Source organism: Streptomyces glomeratus, assembly GCF_021462825.1.
In the GTDB taxonomy this organism is placed as follows: domain Bacteria; phylum Actinomycetota; class Actinomycetes; order Streptomycetales; family Streptomycetaceae; genus Streptomyces; species Streptomyces glomeratus.
Genome location: NZ_JAKEEB010000004.1, coordinates 141,776 through 162,766, shown reverse-complemented (window position 1 = coordinate 162,766; position 20,991 = coordinate 141,776). Strand labels below are relative to the sequence as shown.

The following is a 20,991-nucleotide window of genomic DNA, read 5'->3' as shown; positions in this document are numbered from 1 at the left end:
CGGACCGCTCAGCCGCCCTGCTTCCGCCGTCCCGCATCGAGGATCTCCCCCACGTCCAGGGTGACTTCGGCGCCGAGGGAGTCGGGGAGGGTGACGAGTTCGCCGGCGGCGTGGACGTGGTGGGTGGCGTAGTCGCCCTCTGCCGGGTCGGTGAGCACGTGGAGGCGCCGGTGCCGGCGGTCGACGATCAGGAACACGGGGACATGGGCGTCGGCGTATGCGGTCACCTTGGTGCGCAGGTCCGTCTCCCAGTTGTCGGAGGTGACCTCCAGGACGAGCCGGAAGGCCGCCGGGTCGTAGCAGTTGTCCTCGACCAGGTGGTCTTCGATGTCGGTGTCGGCGATCGCCAGGTCGGGAACGGCGTAGTCCTCGCCTGTGCGAAGCCACAGGCCGATGCCCTGGAGCACCTCGTCGAGTCCGGCCCCGATGAAGGGGCGCATGAGCTCCGTCAGGGCGCGAGCGTGGGGGGCGTCCAGGGGCGGGGACACGAGGATCTGGCCGCCGATGATCTCGACTCGGTAGCCCGGAAGGCGGTCCATGATCCGGTTCGCCTCCGCGATCAGCGGACGCTCGCCATGGGGCCGCTCGGCAGCTGCTGCTGACATCAGATGCCTCCTGGGAGCTGGTGCCGAGAACATCATCGTAGGCGGGGGAGCCCGGGAGCGTCCCGTCGCGGCGCTCCCCCGATCGTGGCCGCAGACAGCACGAGGGCCCCGTTCCCAGGGGAGCGGGGCCCTCGGCGGCCTACCGGAGGAAGGACCTCAGAAGCGGCGCGTGATCAGCGCTCGCTTCACCTCCTGGATCGCCTTGGTCACCTCGATGCCACGCGGGCAGGCGTCCGTGCAGTTGAACGTCGTGCGGCAGCGCCACACGCCGTCCTTGTCGTTGAGGATCTCCAGCCGCTGCTCACCGGCGTCGTCACGCGAGTCGAAGATGAAGCGGTGCGCGTTGACGATCGCCGCCGGGCCGAAGTACTGGCCGTCGTTCCAGAACACCGGGCACGAGGACGTGCACGCGGCGCACAGGATGCACTTCGTGGTGTCGTCGAAGCGCTCGCGGTCCTCCGCCGACTGCAGACGCTCGCGCGTCGGCTCGTTGGTGTCCTTCGTGATCAGGAAGGGCATCACGTCCCGGTACGCCTGGAAGAACGGCTCCATGTCCACGACCAGGTCCTTGAGGACCGAAAGGCCCTTGATGGGCTCGATCGTGATCGGCTTCTCGGGGTTGATGTCCTTGATCAGCGTCTTGCAGGCCAGACGGTTCTTGCCGTTGATCCGCATGGCGTCCGAGCCGCAGATGCCGTGGGCGCAGGAGCGGCGGAACGTCAGCGAGCCGTCCATGTCCCACTTGATCTTGTGCAGACCGTCGAGGACGCGCTCCTTGGGGTCGATCTCCAGCTGGAAGTCTTCCCAGGTCGCCTCCGCCGAGACCTCCGGGTTGAAGCGGCGGACCCGGAAGGTGACCGTGATGTAGGGGGACGCCGCCTGGGCCTCCGCCTCGGCCTTGTCCAGAACAGGGGTTGCCATCAGTACTTACGCTCCATCGGCTGGTAGCGGGTCTGGACGACCGGCTTGTAGTCGAGACGGATGGACTCGGTGCCGTCGTCGCCCACCTCGCGGTACGCCATGGTGTGGCGCATGAAGTTGACGTCGTCGCGGTTCGGGTAGTCCTCGCGGTAGTGGCCGCCGCGGGACTCCTTGCGGGCCAGGGCCGACACCGCCATGACCTCGGCCAGGTCGAGCAGGTTGCCCAGCTCGATGGCCTCCAGCAGGTCCGTGTTGAACCGCTTGCCCTTGTCCTGGATCGCCACGTTCTTGTAGCGCTCCCTGAGCTCGGCGATCTTCTCGACCGCCGTCTTGATCGTCTGCTCGGTGCGGAACACCATGACGTTCGCGTCCATGGTCTCCTGCAGCTCACGCCGCAGCTCCGCAACCCGCTCGTTGCCCGTCGACGACCGCAGCCGCTCGATCTGCGAGACGACCAGCTCGGCCGGGTTCTCCGGCAGCTCGACGAACTCCGCCTTCTGCGAGTAGTCCGCCGCCGCGATGCCCGCGCGCCGTCCGAAGACGTTGATGTCCAGCAGCGAGTTGGTGCCGAGGCGGTTCGCGCCGTGGACGGACACACAGGCGACCTCGCCGGCCGCGTACAGGCCCGGGACCACCGTGGTGTTGTCCGAGAGGACCTCGCCCTCGACGTTCGTCGGGATACCGCCCATCGCGTAGTGCGCGGTCGGCTGGATCGGGATCGGGTCCGTGTAGGGCTCGATCCCGAGGTACGTCCGGGCGAACTCGGTGATGTCGGGCAGCTTGGCGTCCAGCTGCTCCGGCGGGAGGTGGGTGAGGTCCAGGTAGACGTGGTCGCCCTCGGGGCCGCAGCCCCGGCCCTCGCGGATCTCCGTGTAGATGGAACGGGACACGACGTCACGCGACGCCAGGTCCTTCATGACGGGCGCGTACTTCTCCATGAAGCGCTCGCCGTCCTTGTTGCGGAGGATGCCGCCCTCACCGCGCGCGCCCTCGGTCAGGAGGATGCCCATGCGCCAGATGCCGGTCGGGTGGAACTGGAAGAACTCCATGTCCTCCAGCGGCAGGCCACGGCGGTACACCGCCGCCTGGCCGTCACCCGTGAGCGTGTGCGCGTTCGACGTCACCTTGAAGAACTTGCCGCAGCCGCCGGAGGCGTAGATCACGGCCTTCGCCTGGAAGACGTGGATCTCGCCGGTCGCCAGCTCGTAGGCCACCACACCGGCCGACTTCTTGACGCCGTCGACCTCGGTGATCAGCTGGTCCAGGACGTAGAACTCGTTGAAGAACTCCACGCCCTCCTTGACGCAGTTCTGATAGAGCGTCTGGAGGATCATGTGGCCGGTGCGGTCGGCCGCGTAGCAGGAGCGGCGGACCGGGGCCTCGCCGTGGTTGCGGGAGTGACCGCCGAAGCGGCGCTGGTCGATCCGGCCCTCGGGCGTCCGGTTGAACGGCAGGCCCATCTTCTCCAGGTCGAGGACCGAGTCGATGGCCTCCTTCGCGAGGATCTCGGCGGCGTCCTGGTCGACCAGGTAGTCACCGCCCTTGACCGTGTCGAAGGTGTGCCACTCCCAGTTGTCCTCCTCCACGTTGGCCAGCGCGGCGGCCATGCCGCCCTGCGCTGCGCCCGTGTGGGAGCGGGTCGGGTAGAGCTTCGTCAGCACGGCGGTGCGGCTGCGCTTCGTCGCCTCGATCGCGGCGCGCATGCCGGCGCCGCCGGCGCCCACGATGACGGTGTCGTACTTGTGGATCTTCATGATTCTCGCAGCCCCGTGCCTAGCGGATGTTCGGGTCGAAGGTGAAGATCACCAGCGTGCCCAGCAGGATGGTGAACACCGTGGCGGTGTACAGCAGGCCCTTCAGCCACAGACGCGTGCTCGCCTGCTCGGCGTAGTCGTTGATGACGGTACGCAGGCCGTTGGCGCCGTGCAGCATGGCGAGCCACAGCATGGCGAGGTCCCAGACCTGCCACCACGGGGAGGCCCAGCGGCCGGCCACGAAGGCGAAGCCGACCTTGGTCACGCCGCCGTCGAGGACCAGCTGGATCAGCAGGTGGCCGAGGACCAGGACGACCAGGACGATGCCGGACAGGCGCATGAACAGCCAGCCGTACATCTCGAAGTTGCCGCGGGTCGACTTCGGGGTCTTGTTCGTCCGCTTGCGGGGCGACTCGATGACCGGCGCCGGGTTGTCGACGTCGTACAGCGAGGCACCCTCGACGGGGCCGATGCCGGAGGCGGTGGTTTCAGTCGTGGACATACGCGTCAGCTCCCGAACACTTCACGAGCGGCGTGGCCGAGGACGGGGTAGATGGCCCCGAGCATCAGAACGACCCAGATGCCGACGACCGTCCAGAGCATCTGCTTCTGGTAGCGCGGGCCCTTCGACCAGAAGTCGACGGCGATGACGCGCAGGCCGTTCAGCGCGTGGAAGAGGATGGCGGCGACCAGGCCGTACTCCAGCACGGCGACGATCGGCGACTTGTACGTGGCCACGACCTTGTCGTAGGCCTCGGGGGAGACACGGACGAGAGCGGTGTCCAGCACGTGTACGAACAGGAAGAAGAAGATGAGGACGCCGGTGACTCGGTGAGCCACCCAGGACCACATTCCTTCCCGGCCGCGGTACAGCGTTCCAGCCGGCACGGAAGAACCCTCCGGGAGCGGGGACTAGGGCCGCGCCGGCTTCTCTGTCGGTCGGGCCCGGCCGGGTACGGTCCACCGGCCCCCAGCATCGTAGCGACGTGTTCTCGGAACGCTTACGGCGGCCCTGCCGATGTGATCAAACCGGCAATCAAACGGGCACGGACGGGCTACTGGGACGGGTTGCGGGGCGGGACATGGACGGCAGGGCTTATGGAGCGTGCCCCGCCATCGGCAGCCCGGACGGGTTCCGGACGAGGCGCGCCAGTCTGCCCTTCGCCAGGCGGCGCAGTTCCTCGGCCGCCAGCAGGCGTTCTTCCTCCGGATCGTTCGCCAATCGTGACCGGATGCCGGCCAGCATCAGGTCGGCGGACTCGTCGGGGGTCACCCCGTCCAGACAGATGACGAACACATGTCCGAACCGACTCTCGTACGCCGCGTACGCGGCGCTCAGCGCGGTGTGGGCCGCGGAGTAGGCGCCGTCGGGCAGCAGGGTGAGCGTCTCGCCCGCCAGCGCTTCGGCGAGGTCCGCGGGGGACAGGTCGTATGCCGCCTCGTCGGCCGCGGCGAGCAGGGAGTCCATGTCGGGGTAGGGGCGGTGCTCGGTGACGCGGTGGACCCAGCGCAGGCTGCGGCAGCAGGCCGAAAGGGCGCGCCGGGCCTCGTCGGCGGGTGCGGAGTTGAACCGCTCCAGGCCGACCGGCGTCGCGGTGCGCTGTTGTGCCGGCAGGGCGGTGGCGCCGGGGAGGCGGGGGAGGCGGTGCGCGGGCAGCGTGGGTCCTCGGCGGGTGGCGGGCAAGGGATGCGGAAAATGCGCCGTCACGTTATCGACGGCGGTCGGGTGGGCGTCCGGCGGCCGCCCGAATTTCACCCGAACAGGAGAGTTTCAAGGCTGCTTGTGGACGATCGGGGCGAGCGGTGGTCGTAAGTTCGGAAGGGATGAAGGGGGACAGATGTGTGGAGGTGGGTAGTGTGTGGTCGATAGCCGGGCGAATGCCTACGGATGTGGTGTGTGACGTGGGGCAGAGGCTGACGCGCACGGTGCGGCCGTACGCGACTGTGGTGCGAGGTGCGGAGCGGTGACCGGCCGGAGGCGGCAGGTACCCGAGGGAAGGACGCACGCAAGGCGCAACGGGTTGCTGCTGGGCGGCGCGGTCGTCACCGCCGGCGCGATCGCGGCGGCCGTGACGCTGTGGCCGTCGGGCGGCGGCGCGCCCCCGGTCAGGGTGGGCACCTCCGCCACATCCCCGACGGGGTCCCCGGTCCCCTCCCCGACCGCGACCTACCCCCTTTCGCAGGCACCCCGCACCATTCCGGCCGTCCGTGAGTTCACCGCCGCCCGCGGTCCGGGCTGGCGGCCCGCCCCCGGGGGTCGGGTGGTCGTGGACGACGCCGCTCTCGCCGACGAGGGGCAGTTGCTGGCCGGGGAGCTGGGGCTGGCGTACGCGGGGCAGACCGGTGCGCGCGCCGGCGACGTGGAACTCGACGTGACCGGGGGCGGCAACCAGGAGTCGTACGTCCTGACCGTCCAGAACGGGCGGGTCCGGATCGACGGCCCGGGCGAGGCCGGGGTCTTCTACGGCACCCGCACCCTCAAGCAGGAGGTGCACGGCGGCGGCGCCGCGCCCGAGGGCGTCGTGCGTGACGCGCCGGACAAGGCCCGGCGCGGCCTCATGCTCGACATCGCCCGTAAGTACTACACGGCCGGGTGGATCGAGGACCGCATCCGGGAGCTGGGCGACCTGAAGTACAACGAGATCGGGCTGCACTTCTCCGACGATCAGGGCTTCCGTATCGAGTCCTCCTCGCATCCGGAGATCGTGTCCGCCCAGCACCTCACCAAGGCGGAGGTCAAGACGATCGTCGACCTCGCCGCCGGCCGGCACATCAACGTCGTCCCCGAGATCGACTCGCCCGGCCACCTGGGCGCCGTGATCGCCGCGCACCCCGACCTCCAGCTGCGCAACGCCGCCGGCGTCGCCTTCCGCGGGGCGGCCGACATCTCCAAACCGGCCGCCGCGAAGATCGTGGACGACCTCCTGAACGAGTACGCGGGCGTGTTCCCGGCTCCCTTCTGGCACCTCGGCGGAGACGAGTACCTGGCGCTCACGGTGGCGAACCCGTCCGCATCCTTCCCGCAGCTCGCCGCCGCCGCGAGGGCGAAGTACGGCCCGGGGGCGGGCGTCGCGGACCTCGCGACCGGCTGGCTCGACGACCGGGCGAACGTGATGCGCGGCCACGGCCGCACCATGCGCGCGTGGAACGACGGCTTCTACCAAACGAGCGCTGCACAGCCGGCCAAGGACCTCCAGGTCGCGTACTGGACCGGCAAGGAGATCGGCGCCCGGCTGCCCGAGGCTTACCTGAGCGCGGGCCGGCAGCTGATCAACTACAACGACGAGTTCCTCTACTACGTGCTCGGCCAGCCGCAGACCTTCGTCTACCCCACCGGTCAGCGCATCTACGAACAGTGGACACCGCGTGTGGTCCGGGGCACGGCCGCGGTGCCGGCCCGGTACGACGGGCAGATCCTCGGCGGAGTGTTCGCGGTGTGGGGCGACCGTCCGAACGCGCAGACGCAGGACCAGGTGGCGGCCGGGATCCGTATGCCGCTGCGGGCGTTGGTCCAGAAGCTGTGGGATCCGCGCCCACCGGCGCTTTCCTGGGCGCAGTTCCGGCAGTCGGCGGACCGTCTGGGGTGACGGCGGTCCGGGGCCCGCCCCGGCCGGAGCGGGCCCCGATTGGCGGAATGCTGTATTCCGGGCGCGCATCCGGTGTCGCTGTGGTCTATTCGGTACCTCTGCGGCGGAACCGAGGGCGCAATGGCCGAAAACATCTCTTCGAGGCGCCCGACCGGCATGACGGGGTGCCTCTGTGACACTCCCGCTCCGTTGCACGCAGTAAGGGGAAGTGCGGGCTCCGTAGACATGAGGCGCCCCGTCGAGGCGTTTCGAGGAGGCGTGATGAGCCTGGTGGACCTGATCGCACAGGCCGACGAGCGTGCACTCGCGGCAAGCGGACTGGCTTGTTTGGATCGGTGTGTCCCCCTCCTCGGAGGTGACGACGACATCCTGCGCCCGCTGTGGGCGTGCCTCGTCGAGGGCCACGAGTGGGAGGAACGGCTCGCGAAGGCGCGGGCCGGACTGGACGGCGGGGGCGAGGACGCCTCCGCGGAGTGCGCTTTCGAGGCCGAGGCCGCGCGGCTCGCACGCGGGATGCTGGAGGACGTGCCCGCCGAGCCGTCCGCCGACGCCCTGCGCCGGTGGGCCGATGCCTGCTCGGTGGCCGCGCTGCAGATCCACCAGCTGCTGGACCCTTCCGACGACGACGGCGAGTCCTCGGTGGCCGCGCACCGCGAGGGCCGCACGGACGGCATGTCGCCGTTGGTCGCCGCCGAACTGCGACGTCAGGTGACCGTCCTGGAACTGGTCGCCGACCACGGAGCCACCGGACTGCGGCAGGCCCGTGACGTGTCGACCGAGGGACGGCGGGTGCTGCGGGCGGTCGTCTCCCGCCGCGCCCGAGGCCGGGCCTAGGGGGCCCTGGGCCTGGGCTCCTTGAGAACGACCCGGCTGCGCAAACCCCCTTCGCGAAAGAATCCTGTGACTGTCCTGTGGGTCCGTGGGGCGGTTCTGCGCCGGTGTCGGGGACTCCTCCCGGACGGCGTGACGCTTCACGACGGCAGGGCGCTCTTCCGGATGTGAACGCAACTGAGCTGACCAGGCCTCACGCCGCCACCAAGCCCGTGCGCTGGGCGGCCGACGTCGTCGCGGCCCTGCGCGAGGGCGCCCGGCTGCGGCTCGACTACTCCGCGCAGAGCCTGTGGCGGGTGGATCGGACGATCGAGGAGATAAGCCGTCAGGGCGCCCCCTATGCCGCCGTGGAGACCACGCTGCGAGGCTTCGGCGCGTACGCCGGCGAGGTGGTCGTGCGGCTGACCGGCGGCGAGTGGTGGACGACCGGCGGCGACCACTGGATACGCACCCCCGACGGCCGCCTGTGGGACCCGATCGACGAGGCCCGCCGCTGCTACCACGGCGACGGCTCGCTGCGGCTGCTGTGCCGGGACGCGGAGAGCCTGGCACCGAGGGGCCACTCCCCCCGTACACATGACGGCCAGTGACATTTACGTGGGGGCGGACGCTGATGACCTTGGGGGCGTGAGTAAGACCGGCGTGCCGCATACGTGTGGGGACGCGAGACCACTCGCCACGAACGAGGACAGCGTTGGGCCAGGGAGGGGAAACCCGCCGCACGCAGGCGTACGACGGGGAGCTGGGCGCGGCCGTCGCAAGGGCCCAGCAGGGGGACGAGGCCGCCTTCGCGGTGGCATACCGGATCGTGCAGCCGGGACTGCTCGGCTATCTGCGCGGGCTCGTCGGCGACGACGCGGAAGACGTGGCCTCCGACGCCTGGCTGGAGATAGCCCGTGACCTCGGCCGGTTCAGGGGCGACGGCGCCGGCTTCCGGGGCTGGACCGCCACCATCGCCCGGCACCGCGCGTTCGACCACCTCCGGCGCCAGCGGGTCCGACCCCAGTCCACGGCCCTCGACAGCGACGCCCTCCAACTGCCCGGCCGCCACGACACGCACGACCAAGCCCTGGAGTCCCTGTCGACCGAGCGCGCCCTGGATCTCATCTCCCGGCTGCCACGCGACCAGGCGGAGGCGGTACTGCTGCGCGTGGTCGTCGGCCTCGACGGGCCCGCAGCGGCCCGGGTCCTCGGCAAGCGCCCCGGCGCGGTCCGCACCGCCGCCCACCGGGGCCTGAAGCGACTCGCACGCGAACTCGCCGGCCCCGGTGTGACGGAAGACGGCAACGGGACGCTGGGGGAGTCGGAATGAGCGCGAGCACGGCGTGGGTCGGGAACGGAAACGGTCATGGGTGAGCGACACAACGGTGGTGGGCACACGGCCCGCCCTTCCGTACGCCCCGGCCCCGAGACACGGACCGCCGACGCCCTGCGCGCCGCCTTACAGCCCCGGCGCCTCGACCCGGAGGCGGAGGCCCGGGCCCTCGCCGCCTTCCGCGACGCCCGCAAGCAGCGGCAGGGCACACGGCCGGTGCGCACCCGGCGGTGCGACGACTGGCGTCCCAGCACCGGGCGCCCGGCGGGCCGTTCGCTGCGCACGCTGCTCGCCGTGCTTCTGTCCGGTGCCGCCCTCGGCGGAGTCGCCGTCGCGGCGAGGGGCGACCTGCCGCACGACATGGCGCCGCGACGGCCCGTCGGCTCGCAGGCGCCTCGGACCCCGGGGCCGCCGCAGCGGACGAGCGGCACCGGCTCGGCGGGCGAAGCACCCGGGGCGGACGGGCGGTCCAAGCGGGCCGCCCCGCCGCACGCGTCCCCGAGTCCGGGCCGGGCGACGCGGAAGGCGGCCGACAAGGGGGCCAAGGCCCGGGACAAGGCCGACCGCAAGTCCGCCGAAGCGGCAGCCAGGGCCGCGAAGAAGGCGGACAGGCCCGCGAAGAAGGCGGACAGGCCCGCGAAGAAGGCGGACAGGCCCGCGAAGAAGGCGGACAGGCCCGAAGAGACGAAGAAGGCCGGCAAGGAGGCTAAGAGAGCGAAGAAGCCCTCCAAGTCCCCCAAACCTTCCAAGTCCCAGAAGTCTGCAAGGTCCCCGAAGTCCCCGAAGTTCCTGAAGTCCCCTGAGTCGGGTAAGTCGCCGGAGTCCTCGAAGTCCGCCAAGCTTGCGAAGTCTTGAGAGTTCCGGAAGGTCAGGTAGGTCCGGAAGTTCAGGAAGTCCGCCGGGAAGACCCCCGCGCCCGGTGAGAAGGGGCAGGGCAGGCGCGTGGCGCGGGAAGCCGCCGATGGCAACGGCCGGGGCCGCCACCCCCCACAGGAGAGGCCCCGGCCGTCGCGCGGCACGGGCCGCGCGGCGGCCCGTACTCTCTACAGCGTCGGGGGTGCCTTTTCTGTCACACCTCCGCGTCACGGGTTGGTTGCGCCGCGTGCGGACGTGGACGTGGAGCGGTTTCAAGCCGTAACGTGCCTTTCGCGCCGACCGCGGATGATCAGAAGAACGGGTAAGGCAAACGCCGCTCATCACGCGCGGCCGTAGACCGCAACGAACGATGAGGATCAGGGGCAGTTCGGGTGCTGGGGGACGACGCGGAGCTGACGGCCGCGGTGCTTGCGGCACAGGCCGGGGACGAGACCGCGTTCCGGACCGTGTACCGCGCCGTGCACCCACGGCTGCTCGGATACGTGCGGACGCTGGTCGGCGACCCGGACGCGGAGGACGTCACCTCCGAGGCGTGGCTGCAGATCGCCCGTGACCTGGAGCGGTTCAGCGGCGATGCGGACCGGTTCCGCGGCTGGGCGGCCCGGATCGCCCGCAACCGCGCGCTCGACCACATACGGATGCGCGGGCGCCGCCCCGCGATCGGCGGCGACGAGACGGAGCTGACCGGGAAGGCCGCCGAGTCGGACACGGCGGGCGAGGCCATGGAGGCCCTGGCGACCGGCCGCACCCTCTCCCTCATCGCCCAGCTCCCGCAGGACCAGGCGGAGGCCGTGGTGCTGCGGGTGGTCATGGGCCTCGACGCCAAGTCCGCGGCCGAGACGCTCGGCAAGCGCCCCGGAGCCGTTCGCACGGCCGCCCATCGTGGCCTCAAACGGCTTGCCGAGCTGATCGGAAACGCCGGTCCGGAGGCGGATCCGGAATCGGCCGGCGTGCTCGGCGCCATGCCTCCTCAACGAGGAGCGCGCAGGCGCGCGGTGACGTCCGCCGGTGTGACGCATACGCGTTCGCGGACGCAGAGGGACATGTGATGGCCGACGAGCAGTACAGGTGGCTGGACAGTGACGCCGCGGAGCGTCTGCTGCGCGGAGAGCCGCTGGACGCCGTTGGCGACGACGCCCGCGAACCCGCCGCAAGGCTTGCCGAAGCTCTTGCCGCACTCGCCGCCACAACCCCGCCGACCAGCGCGGAACTGCCGGGCGAGGCTGCCGCGCTGGCCGCCTTCCGGGCCGTGCGCGCCGATCGTGAGCAGGCTCGGGCGGCGCTCGGCCGGCCCGACCCCTCGCATGCCGCTGACCGGGTCGCGGACGCCGGGCTGGTCCGCCTGGGGCGTTCCGCCGCAAACGGACGGCGGGCCCGCTGGGGGCGGCCCCTGCGCTTCGGTCTGGCCACCGTGGCCGCCGCCGGGATGATCGGCGGGGTCGCGGTCGCGGCCGGAACCGGAGTCCTGCCGACGCCCTTCCAAGAGGAACCGGGGCCCACCGTGTCCGTGTCGTCGGCCACGTCGCCGCGACACCCTCTGCTCACTCCGGCGCCCGGTGCGACGGAGACCAGCGGACCTGTGACGCCGACGCCGGGCGCCACCCCCGGAGCCTCCGCATCGGGCGGTTCCTCGCGTGACGAGGCGGGCGGCGCCTCCGCCGCCACCCCCTCCCCGAGCACCCCCGGCGACGGCACCTACGGGCGCACCCGGGACTGGTGGACCGCGGTCCGCTCCTCCTGCCGTGACATGGCCGGCGGCAGGGAACTGCGCGCGGACCGGCTGCGCGATCTCCAGGACGCGGCCGGCGGCAGCGGCCGGGTGAAGACCTTCTGCAAGGTGATGCTGGCCGACGGCGAGGGCGGTACGGGCACCGGCGACGGCCAGGGATCCGGCCGGGACGGAGACGGCGGCGGCGACCTCGGCGGCAGCCAGGGCGGTGACGGCGGTGACGGCCACCACATATGGCCGGGTGGCAATGGTCTGGCCGGCAGCCCGTTGGGCACTCCGGATCCGCAGGTCTCGGCCCTGTCGCCGTGACACCGGCTGACCTGCGATTTCGTGTTTCTTGAATTTTCTTCGGCGCGGGTGTGACACTTTCGGCCGCTGCGGCGCAGTACTGAGTGAGCCGACTGGTCATCGGCCGTCGCACAGAGCCGGGGTTCCCCCCGTACCCACGGCTCGGTGCATCGGCGCGGGCGGGACACGTTCCCCCGGTCCCGCCCGCGCCCCACTCACTCCGCCGGACCCTCTCACCAGTGCACGACCACCTTGTCGCCGGTCCTCACCTGGGAGAACAGCGCCGCGATCGCGGCCTCGTCCCGCACGTTCACACAGCCGTGGGAGCCTCCGGCGTATCCGCGTGCCGCGAAGTCGTACGAGTAGTGCACCGCCTGGCCGCCGCTGAAGAACATCGCGTACGGCATCGGTGCGTCGTAGAGCGTGGACACGTGGTGGCGCGACTTCCAGTAGATCCGGAACACACCCTCGCGGGTGGGCGTGTACTGCGTGCCGAACCGGACCGCCATCGTCGAGACCGTCCGTCCGTCGATCATCCAGCGCAGCGTCCGGCTCCTCTTGCTGATGCACAGCACCCGGCCCGTCCTGCAGCGCGGATCCGGCGCGGCGGCCGGCTGCCCGCCCATCAGGTACAGCTCCCATGTCCCGGGCTTGTGCGTCATCCTCAGCAGCCGCTGCCAGGTGACCGGGTCGACCTCGCCCGTCCGCGGCAGCCCCCGCTTGCCCTGGAAGCCCTTCACGGCGTTCTCGGTGAGATCGTCGTACGTCCCGGTCGGTCCGTCGAAGAGCCAGGCGACCTGGCGCAGCCGGGCCTGCAGCTCGCGTACCCGAGGGCCCGAGTCCCCGCGCGCCCACAGGGCGGCGGACGAGTGCCCCGGGGCGGGTGCGGCGTCCTGGGTGCCGGCCGCGGAGGGGGTGTGCGGGATATCGATGTGCACCGGTGAACGGCGCTTGCCGTCGCCCCCGTTCGCGTCCCCGGGCTGTACCGTGCAACCGGCGGCGACGGCGAGCACGGCCGCCCCGGCCACTGCGGCAAGCGATCGTCCGAAGCGTTGAGTACGCATGCCCGCTCCCCCTGCACCTGGTCACCCCTGTCGGCACACCGCCCCCGGTGTCCCGTCGTGTCCCCGAGATGCTCCCCCTGCGTGACCGCTGCCGAACCAGGGGGCATGGTTGTGAGCAAGGTCCCAGCCGACGGCCCTCCACCGGGCGCACGGCCGCCGCTACAGTCCGTGGCGAGGGTCGCCGTACTGGCGAGTAACCAAAGCCGGGTCACCAAGCCGAGTAACGAAGCAGCGAAGCAACGCGGAGGCACACACCATGGCGCGCGAGTCGGAGTCCGGACTGCCCATCGAGCCGGTGTACGGGCCGGACGCCCTGGAGGGCTGGGAGCCGGCCGAGAAGCTGGGTGAGCCGGGGGCGTACCCCTTCACACGCGGCGTCTACCCGACGATGTACACGGGCCGCCCGTGGACGATGCGCCAGTACGCGGGCTTCGGTACGGCGACGGAGTCGAACGCGCGGTACAAGCAGCTGATCGCGAACGGCACGATGGGCCTGTCGGTCGCCTTCGACCTGCCCACCCAGATGGGCCACGACTCCGACGCGCCGATCGCACACGGCGAGGTCGGCAAGGTGGGCGTGGCGATCGACTCGGTCGACGACATGCGCGTGCTGTTCGGCGGGATCCCGCTGGACAAGGTGTCGACGTCGATGACGATCAATGCGCCGGCGGCCCTGCTGCTGCTTCTGTACCAGCTGGTGGCGGAGGAGCAGGGGGTCGGCGCGGACAAGCTGACGGGCACGATCCAGAACGACGTCCTCAAGGAGTACATCGCCCGGGGGACGTACATCTTCCCGCCGAAGCCCTCGCTCCGCCTGATCGCGGACATCTTCAAGTACTGCAAGGCCGAGATCCCGAAGTGGAACACGATCTCGATCTCCGGCTACCACATGGCGGAGGCGGGTGCGTCACCGGCGCAGGAGATCGCGTTCACGCTCGCGGACGGCATCGAGTACGTGCGCACGGCGGTCGCGGCCGGGATGGACGTGGACGACTTCGCGCCGCGCCTGTCGTTCTTCTTCGTGGCGCGTACGACGATCCTGGAGGAGGTCGCCAAGTTCCGTGCGGCCCGCCGGATCTGGGCGCGCGTGATGAGGGAGGAGTTCGGGGCCGAGAACCCGAAGTCGATGATGCTGCGCTTCCACACCCAGACGGCGGGTGTTCAGCTGACGGCCCAGCAGCCCGAGGTGAACCTCGTCCGGGTCGCGGTCCAGGGTCTGGCGGCCGTGCTCGGCGGCACCCAGTCGCTGCACACGAACTCCTTCGACGAGGCGATCGCCCTGCCGACGGACAAGAGCGCGCGGCTGGCCCTGCGCACCCAGCAGGTCCTCGCCTACGAGACGGATGTGACGGCGACCGTCGACCCGTTCGCGGGCTCCTACGTGATCGAGAAGATGACGGACGAGGTCGAGGCCGCGGCGCTGGAGCTGATGCGGAAGGTCGAGGACCTGGGCGGCGCCGTCACGGCGATCGAGCACGGCTTCCAGAAGATGGAGATCGAGCGCAACGCCTACCGCATCGCCCAGGAGACGGACGCGGGGGAGCGGGTCGTGGTCGGCGTCAACCGCTTCCAGCTCCAGGAGGAGGAACCCTACGAGCCGCTGCGCGTCGACCCCGCGATCGAGGCCCAGCAGGCCGAACGCCTGGCGAAGCTGCGCGCGGAGCGCGACCAGCAGGCCGTGGACGCGGCGCTCGCGGACCTGAAGAAGGCGGCGGAGGGCACGGAGAACGTCCTCTACCCGATGAAGGAGGCGCTGCGGGTACGGGCGACCGTGGGCGAGGTGTGCAACGCGCTGCGCGAGGTCTGGGGGACGTACGTGCCGTCGGACGCGTTCTGAGCCGGACGATCCGTCCGTAGGTCCCGGCCTACCTCGTCGTGGACCGTGAGCACGATGTGGTGCTTCTCCACACCGACCCGGTCGACGGCAAGTACCCCGCCCCCCAGAGCTTCAGGCGCGGCCAGAGCGTGCCCGTGCCGGAGAGCGTCGGCGTCCGCGTCGAACTCTGCGTCGACACCCTCCTCGACGGCCACGGCTGACCGTCTCGCCCCCGGCACCCGGAATCGGAGTGTCGTACCCCCGTGCGACACTCCTTTCCATGTTCGGCGTCATCGATCTCCCCACCTACCTGGCAGGACTCGTCCTGATCGTGCTCCTGCCCGGGCCCAACTCCCTGTACGTGCTCTCCGTCGCGGCCCGGCGCGGAGTGCGCGCCGGGTACACCGCGGCAGCCGGGGTGTGGTGCGGGGACACCGTGCTGATGACGCTGTCCGCGGCCGGAGTCGCCTCGCTGCTCAAGGCGAACGCCGTGCTGTTCGGGATCGTGAAGTACGCAGGGGCCGGGTACCTGACGTGGCTCGCGATCGGGATGCTGCGCGCCGCGTGGACGATGTGGCGGACACGACGGGAGAAGGGCCCGGAGGAGGCCCCGGCCGCCACGGCCACCGCCGTGGAGCGGCCCTACCGCCGCGCTCTGGTGATCAGCCTGTTCAACCCCAAGGCGATTCTCTTCTTCGTCGCCTTCTTCGTGCAGTTCGTCGACCCGGGGTACGCCTACCCGGCGCTCTCCTTCGTCGTTCTCGGCGCCTTCGCCCAGCTCGCCAGCTTCCTCTACCTGACCGCGCTGATATTCAGCGGCACGCGCCTGGCGGCGGCCTTCCGCCGGCGCAAGCGTCTGTCGGCGGGGGCCACCTCGGCCGCGGGCGCCCTCTTCCTGGGCTTCGCGGTGAAGCTGTCGCTGGCGAGCGCGTAGCCGTCCGGGCGGATCAGGACGGCCCGGTTCCGGTGCCCGGTCAGAGGGGCCTCGGCCGGTTCAGGGCCGAGCGCATCCTCGGTGTGAGCCGCTCCTCCACGAACCGGTTGAGCAGCCACGCCAGCAGCAGCATGGTGGCGACCGTCAGCAGGAACGTGCCGTAGGACGGGATGCCCAGCCCCCGGTGCAGGGCGTGTATGACGACCCAGCCCAGATGCTCGTGGACGAGGTAGAAGGGGTACGTCAGCGCGCCCGCGACCGTCAGCCAGCGCCAGTTCGCCCAGTCGAGCCGGCCCAGCGCGATCGCGGCGACGGCGAGGAAGCCCAGGGTGACGACCAGGACGATGCCGAAGGCGGTGCGGTAGGAGAAGCCGGGCGCGTGCGGGGCGTGCCACAGCCTCTGCACCGCGTAGTGCTGGCCTATGAGCCAGCTCACGGCCACGATGCCCCAGGCGTACGCGTCGCGCCGGTCGCGGTGCACGAGGTACAGGCCGATGCCGCCGATGAAGAACGGCGCGTATTCGGGCATCAGGACGATGTTCAGCAGCGGCTGGTGGGCGCCCTGCGCGATCGCCGCCGCCAGGGTCCAGCAGGCGCAGAACAGGATCACACGGCGACGGTTCGCGCCCGGCAGCACGATGCACAGGGCGAACAGGGCGTAGAACCGTATCTCCGCCCACAGGGTCCAGCAGACGCCGAGCACACGGTTGACGCCGAGCGGCTGCTGAAGCAACGTCAGGTTCACCAGTGCGTCGCTCGGCGAGACCGCCTGGTACGCCACCACCGGCAGCGCGAACACCGCCGTCACCAGAATGATCGCGGCCCAGTACGCGGGCATCAGCCGGGAGACGCGGGAGGCGAAGAACGAGCGCAGGGTGCGCCCCCAGCCGCTCATGCAGATCACGAAGCCGCTGATCACGAAGAACACCTGCACGCCCAGACAGCCGTAGGCGAAGTAGGAGTGCAGGGTGGGGAACTGGTACCGGGGCGAGCTGCCCCAGGCCCGGGTGACCTCGCCGTCACGGCCGCCGTAGTGGTAGGCCGCCACCATCAGCGCGGCCACCAGCCGCAGCCCGTCCAGGGCGCGCAGCCGGGATCCGCCGGAGCGGGGCCGTACGGGGGTGGTGGGCCCGGGAGGCACGTCGGCGGCGGGAGGCCGGGCGGGTATGGACTCCCGGAGGGGGCTGGTGGCGATGGACTGGTCGGAGGTGGTCATGCCGGACTCTCTCAGCGAGGCAGCAGATGGAGGACGTGCTGTCACGGGGTGGTACACGGCAGGCGCGCTGCGCCCGGCCGGTGAGCTCCGGTCCATGACGCCCGGACGGAAACGTTCCTGTGGTGAAGGGGGCCGTACGGCGCCCCCGTTCCGGCGAGGGGACGGGGGGACGCCGTCGTAGGCCACGGTGGTGCGCCTCAGCGCTTGGTGCCCGCGCCCCGGCGCAGCTCGCGGGCCCGACGGGCGACCCGGCGGACGGTGGCGTTGCGCGGGATGAACGCGAGCTGGACGGGAATCCCGCCGGGCAGCGCCAGCGAGGTGAGCCGCCGTCGCTTGAAGTACCGCCAGGTATGCGGGCCGAGATGCCTGGTCAGATAGGCCTCGGCCTCGGCGCGCAGATCCGGGTAGATCTTCGGCTGCATGGCGAAGCCCACGGCGCGCACCAGTGCGTTGAGCGCCGCGACGTCCATGCCCTGGCGCCGGCTGGTGACCGCCTTGCGGTTGGACAGCTCCGGCAGCAGCGCGTCGACGATCGTGACGGGGATGCGGTTGCTGTTCTCGTAGGGCGTCAGCCGCTCCAGAAGGGTCTCGGTGCCGATGCGGGCGACCGGGAGGCCGTAGAGCGCGGAGGCGGTGAGCAGAGCCGTCGAGAAGCAGCCCACGACCAGCGCCGGACGCATGTGCTGGTAGAGGACCTCGGCGAGGACGGGGGTGTCGAGCACCGTCAGTTCGGCGCCGAGCTTCTCCGCCTCCTTCTCCAGGAGGCGCGACCAGCGGGCCGGGGCCGTCGGGTGCGGCTTGAACACCACGCGCGTGTGCCCGAGCGCGACCGCGCCCTTCAGCATCCGTACGTGCAGGTCCTCCTCCTCCTCGGCGGTGAGGATGCCGAGCGCGGAGAGGTACTGGCCCAGTAGCAGCGCCGGCGCGTCCAGGGACGGCAGCGCCTCGCCGGTGTTCTCCAGTTCGGTGAGCACCTTGGCGAACGCGTCCGTCGGCACGATCTCCGGCTCGACCCCGAACTCGGTGAGCAGCAGCGGCTTCAGGCCGGGCACCAGGTCCAGGTGGAGCAGACGGTCGACGCGGGTGCCGACCAGCGGGTCGATCTTGTTGCGGGTGGGGCCGTAGCTCATCAGGCCGTCCGCGTACACCGTGACGGGCGCCCCGGTGAAGATCTGGCAGACCCCGAGTGCCGGGTTGACCTGGATCGACTCGACGGCCAGTTCGATGTCGTCGTCGCCGAGGTTCCAGACGAGCCTCAGGTGCCGTTCCCACAGGGGGACGTCGTCCAGCCGCGGGGCCCAGCCGCCCGGGTGGAACGGGGAGATGGTCTCGTTCCAGGAGACGACGTCGTCGAAGCGGTCGCGCAGGTGCTCGAAGCCGGGCATCTCGTCCAGGCCGGGCGTCGTCTCGGGCGTCGCGGCGTTGTTGCAGACGAGGAGTATGCGCCGGTCGGCGGGCGCGAAGCAGTCGCTGTCCAGCGCCGCGGCCAGGGTCGCGGTGCCGTACAGCGTCGACGCCAGGAAGATCTGCGTCGTCACGCGGCCACCCCCGAGGAGGCGGGACGGCGGCGCAGCCGGCGCAGGCGCGAGGCGCGCTGGATGTCCATGGAGTCGAGGGCCTCCTCGAGTACGTCCTGCGGCATGCGCCGCAGCGCGACAGCACTCATCGACTTCAGTTTCCGTGCCACCGCCGGTTCGAACCTTTCGATGGATCCCAGATGGTGGGAAATGATTGCGCAATATGTGCGAACGGCTTTGGGGAGGAGTTTATCCGCGTCCTGGTCCGTGGCTGTTTCGGCCACCACCTGATCGAACGCACGAATGAAGTCGAGCTGTCGAACATCACCGATCTGGGTGAGCGAGGAGGCGACACCACGCCGGTAGAAGACACCGAGCAGCCCCACCGCGGCGAAGGATTCCGCCTCGCGGTGCAGTTTCCAGATCCACGGCCGGTCCTCGGCCGTGCGCAGTCCGTCGGTGAAGTGCAGCAGACCGCGGTCGACGAGCCGGCGGTGGTAGGCGCCCGCCCATGCGTACGCGTAGTCGACGGAGGTGGAGCGGTCGGCGGGCAGGATGGCGTCGCGCGGGTTCATCACCACGCCGCGCCGGCCGTGCGGCACCCGGTGGATGGAGCGTGCCCGGGCGGTGGCCTGGACATGGTCGGTGCGGATGAAGTCGCAGCCCAACTCCTCGATTGCAGAGATGAGTTGGGGGTAGTAGCCGGGAGCGAGCCAGTCGTCCCCGTCGAGGAACGTGAGGTACTCGCCGCGCGCCTTGTCGATCCCGGTGTTGCGTGCGGTGGCCAGCCCTCCGTTCTTCTCGTGGCGGACATACACCGCGCCTGGCAGCTCGTGCTCGGCGCGCGCGAGGATGTCCGGGGTCTCGTCGCGCGAGCAGTCGTCGACGAGAATGAATTCGAAGTCCTCACGTGCGTTCGCACGCAGGCTCTTCAGGGTGTCTGGCGCGTATTGCTGCACGTTGTAGAACGGCACGATGACGGAGAGCTTGACCACCCCTGTGACGTTAGGCGGCGGCCCGGCATTCGTCTTGACCGTCGGCTTGATGTCAGGTGAACGACGCGTGGCGGAACAGTGAACCCAGCTGTTTCGCACGTGTTTCACGCCCCGATTCGCCGTTCGGCGGCGTGCTGTTAACCCTTTGTTGTATTCCGGTTGGGCTGCGCATCGGAATCGCTTCCTAGCGTCTTCGATGTGCCAGCAAGTACCACGAAGTCCCTTCGGGTCGCCGTCCTAGCCGATTCCGATACCCGGTGGAAATGGGGCGCGCTCACCGCGAACCGCATCTCGCCGGCGGAATTCACCGAGTCCGACAAGTCGAGCAGAACGGCCGATTCGGTCATACGGCTCGACGGCTTCCTCCTGAGGGGCCGTGCCACCCCCACCGCCCGCCAGCTCGAAGAGGTCGGCGTCCGCGCGGACTCCCTCCGCGAGGTGACCGCCGTCGAGTTCCTGCGCGAGATGACGAAGGAGACCTACGACGTCCTCGTGCTCGCCCTCGTCGGCGGCGGTGTCCAGGCGATGCTGCACGGGCTCGCCCACGCCTGGCAGGGACGCGCACGGCGCCCCGTGGTCGTCACGGGCTATGTCGGCGTCGTCTACGAGAAGCTCGCCGACGGCCTGCTGCTGCGTCACGGCGCGGACCTCGTGCTCGCCAACTCCCGTCAGGACGCCGAGCGTTTCCGGGCGGTCTACGAGGGGGTGGGCGCCGACGCCTCGTCGGTGACCGAGGTGGCGCTGCCCTTCCTCGGGGGCGCCGCCTACGAGAAGAAGGACCCCTACACGGTCGTCTTCGCCGCACAGCCCTCCGTGCCCGAGAGCCGCAAGGACCGCACATACCTGCTGGAGAGGCTGATCCGGCACGCGCGCAAGCACCCCGAGCGCGAGGTGCTCCTCAAGCTCCGCTCCAAGCCGGGCGAGCACACCACGCACATCGAGGAGCTGCCGTACCAGAAGCTGGCCCAGAAGGAGGACCTTCCGGCCAACTTCCGCCTGGTGTACGGGAACATGGGCGAGGTCCTCGACCACACCGACCTGCTGGTCACCGTCAGCTCGACGGCCGCCCTGGAGTCGCTGCACCGCCGTATCCCCACCGTCGTCCTCACCGACCTCGGGGTGCGGGAGGCGCTCGGCAACCACCATTTCGTGGGCTCCGGCTGCCTCGCCTCCTGGGACCAGCTCGACGCCGGGCACGTGCCCGCGACGGACCCGGAGTGGGTTGCCCGGCAGGGCGTCGGCGCCGACGGCTCCTACGCGACCGCCTTCGACGAGGCGCGCCGGCGCATCACCGAGCTGCTCGCCGCCGGTGAACTCCCGCCGCTCGCGCCCTACTACACGCCCGTCACCGCGCCCGGCTATCTGCCCGGTGTCCTCGCCCGCCACCACCTCGCCCCGGACGGCAGCCCGCTGCCCGGCGCTCCCGCCGCCGACAAGGCGCCGAGCCCCGTACGCCAGATCGTGCGCCGCGCCGCGCGCGGCGCCTACCGCCACGGAGTGCAGCGCGTGGCGCCCGTGATCCGGCGGATGGGGGAGCTGTGAG

General features: G+C 70.7%; 21 protein-coding genes. 11 read left to right on the top strand and 10 right to left on the bottom strand.

The window, feature by feature from the left end; genetic code table 11:
- Positions 1-8: 8 nt before the first annotated feature.
- The 6 genes from LZ604_RS06490 to LZ604_RS06465 form a co-directional block, all read right to left on the bottom strand.
- Positions 9-605 (bottom strand): Uma2 family endonuclease, encoded by a 597-nt coding sequence (locus tag LZ604_RS06490; RefSeq protein ID WP_234513294.1) that lies wholly within the window; start codon positions 603-605, stop codon positions 9-11.
- A 156-nt stretch (positions 606-761) separates the two neighbouring features.
- Positions 762-1,526, bottom strand: coding sequence for a succinate dehydrogenase iron-sulfur subunit (locus LZ604_RS06485; RefSeq protein WP_234513293.1), 765 nt, complete (start codon positions 1,524-1,526; stop codon positions 762-764).
- Positions 1,526-3,280 (bottom strand): succinate dehydrogenase flavoprotein subunit, encoded by a 1,755-nt coding sequence (gene sdhA, locus LZ604_RS06480; protein ID WP_234513292.1) that lies wholly within the window; start codon positions 3,278-3,280, stop codon positions 1,526-1,528. The genes LZ604_RS06485 and sdhA overlap by 1 nt, the downstream gene beginning before the upstream one ends.
- A gap of 19 nt (positions 3,281-3,299) precedes the next feature.
- Positions 3,300-3,782, bottom strand: coding sequence for a succinate dehydrogenase hydrophobic membrane anchor subunit (locus tag LZ604_RS06475; RefSeq protein ID WP_234513291.1), 483 nt, complete (start codon positions 3,780-3,782; stop codon positions 3,300-3,302).
- A gap of 5 nt (positions 3,783-3,787) precedes the next feature.
- Entirely contained in the window at positions 3,788-4,168 is a 381-nt protein-coding gene (gene sdhC / locus LZ604_RS06470) for a succinate dehydrogenase, cytochrome b556 subunit (protein ID WP_308283567.1), read from the bottom strand.
- Between the two features lie 208 nt (positions 4,169-4,376).
- Positions 4,377-4,964, bottom strand: a complete 588-nt coding sequence (locus LZ604_RS06465; protein ID WP_234513290.1) for a 2-oxo-4-hydroxy-4-carboxy-5-ureidoimidazoline decarboxylase — start codon at positions 4,962-4,964, stop codon at positions 4,377-4,379.
- 280 nt (positions 4,965-5,244) lie between these two features.
- Here LZ604_RS06465 and LZ604_RS06460 point away from each other — a divergent pair, with 280 nt between their 5' ends.
- The 7 genes from LZ604_RS06460 (at position 5,245) to LZ604_RS06430 (ending at position 11,927) form a co-directional block, all read left to right on the top strand.
- Positions 5,245-6,867 (top strand): beta-N-acetylhexosaminidase, encoded by a 1,623-nt coding sequence (locus LZ604_RS06460; RefSeq protein ID WP_234513288.1) that lies wholly within the window; start codon positions 5,245-5,247, stop codon positions 6,865-6,867.
- A 261-nt stretch (positions 6,868-7,128) separates the two neighbouring features.
- The gene (locus LZ604_RS06455) at positions 7,129-7,701 is read left to right on the top strand and encodes a hypothetical protein (RefSeq protein ID WP_234513286.1); all 573 of its coding nucleotides are present in this window, start codon (positions 7,129-7,131) and stop codon (positions 7,699-7,701) included.
- Between the two features lie 164 nt (positions 7,702-7,865).
- On the top strand, positions 7,866-8,288 hold the full coding sequence (locus LZ604_RS06450) for a hypothetical protein (RefSeq protein WP_234513284.1): 423 nt from the start codon (positions 7,866-7,868) through the stop codon (positions 8,286-8,288).
- A 104-nt stretch (positions 8,289-8,392) separates the two neighbouring features.
- Entirely contained in the window at positions 8,393-9,010 is a 618-nt protein-coding gene (locus LZ604_RS06445; protein ID WP_234513281.1) for an RNA polymerase sigma factor, read from the top strand.
- A 36-nt stretch (positions 9,011-9,046) separates the two neighbouring features.
- The gene (locus tag LZ604_RS06440; RefSeq protein ID WP_234513279.1) at positions 9,047-9,868 is read left to right on the top strand and encodes a hypothetical protein; all 822 of its coding nucleotides are present in this window, start codon (positions 9,047-9,049) and stop codon (positions 9,866-9,868) included.
- 392 nt (positions 9,869-10,260) lie between these two features.
- A complete protein-coding gene (locus tag LZ604_RS06435; protein WP_234513278.1) occupies positions 10,261-10,938 on the top strand; it encodes an RNA polymerase sigma factor in 678 nt (225 codons plus the stop codon).
- Complete coding sequence (locus LZ604_RS06430; protein ID WP_234513277.1) at positions 10,938-11,927, top strand: hypothetical protein; 990 nt, start codon at positions 10,938-10,940, stop codon at positions 11,925-11,927. Before LZ604_RS06435 ends, LZ604_RS06430 begins: the two co-directional genes overlap by 1 nt.
- Positions 11,928-12,139: 212 nt before the next feature.
- Here LZ604_RS06430 and LZ604_RS06425 read toward each other — a convergent pair whose 3' ends face one another.
- Complete coding sequence (locus tag LZ604_RS06425) at positions 12,140-12,970, bottom strand: L,D-transpeptidase family protein (RefSeq protein ID WP_234513276.1); 831 nt, start codon at positions 12,968-12,970, stop codon at positions 12,140-12,142.
- Between the two features lie 256 nt (positions 12,971-13,226).
- On the opposite strand from LZ604_RS06425, the gene LZ604_RS06420 reads away from it, so the two are divergent.
- Genes LZ604_RS06420 through leuE form a run of 3 tightly spaced genes read left to right on the top strand, consistent with a single transcriptional unit; the run spans position 13,227 to position 15,720 of the window.
- The gene (locus tag LZ604_RS06420) at positions 13,227-14,807 is read left to right on the top strand and encodes an acyl-CoA mutase large subunit family protein (protein ID WP_234513275.1); all 1,581 of its coding nucleotides are present in this window, start codon (positions 13,227-13,229) and stop codon (positions 14,805-14,807) included.
- A gap of 38 nt (positions 14,808-14,845) precedes the next feature.
- Entirely contained in the window at positions 14,846-15,007 is a 162-nt protein-coding gene (locus tag LZ604_RS06415) for a hypothetical protein (RefSeq protein ID WP_234513274.1), read from the top strand.
- 59 nt (positions 15,008-15,066) lie between these two features.
- On the top strand, positions 15,067-15,720 hold the full coding sequence (gene leuE / locus LZ604_RS06410; protein ID WP_234513273.1) for a leucine efflux protein LeuE: 654 nt from the start codon (positions 15,067-15,069) through the stop codon (positions 15,718-15,720).
- Between the two features lie 40 nt (positions 15,721-15,760).
- On the opposite strand, the gene LZ604_RS06405 is transcribed toward leuE, so the two are convergent.
- The 3 genes from LZ604_RS06405 to LZ604_RS06395 all read right to left on the bottom strand — a co-directional run bounded on the left by LZ604_RS06405 (position 15,761) and on the right by LZ604_RS06395 (position 19,448).
- Positions 15,761-16,936 (bottom strand): acyltransferase family protein, encoded by a 1,176-nt coding sequence (locus LZ604_RS06405; RefSeq protein ID WP_234513272.1) that lies wholly within the window; start codon positions 16,934-16,936, stop codon positions 15,761-15,763.
- A 197-nt stretch (positions 16,937-17,133) separates the two neighbouring features.
- Positions 17,134-18,474, bottom strand: coding sequence for a polysialyltransferase family glycosyltransferase (locus LZ604_RS06400; protein ID WP_234513271.1), 1,341 nt, complete (start codon positions 18,472-18,474; stop codon positions 17,134-17,136).
- Entirely contained in the window at positions 18,471-19,448 is a 978-nt protein-coding gene (locus LZ604_RS06395) for a glycosyltransferase family 2 protein (RefSeq protein WP_234513270.1), read from the bottom strand. Before LZ604_RS06395 ends, LZ604_RS06400 begins: the two co-directional genes overlap by 4 nt.
- 198 nt (positions 19,449-19,646) lie before the next feature.
- Here LZ604_RS06395 and LZ604_RS06390 point away from each other — a divergent pair, with 198 nt between their 5' ends.
- Complete coding sequence (locus LZ604_RS06390; protein ID WP_234513268.1) at positions 19,647-20,990, top strand: DUF6716 putative glycosyltransferase; 1,344 nt, start codon at positions 19,647-19,649, stop codon at positions 20,988-20,990.
- Position 20,991 lies beyond the last annotated feature (1 nt).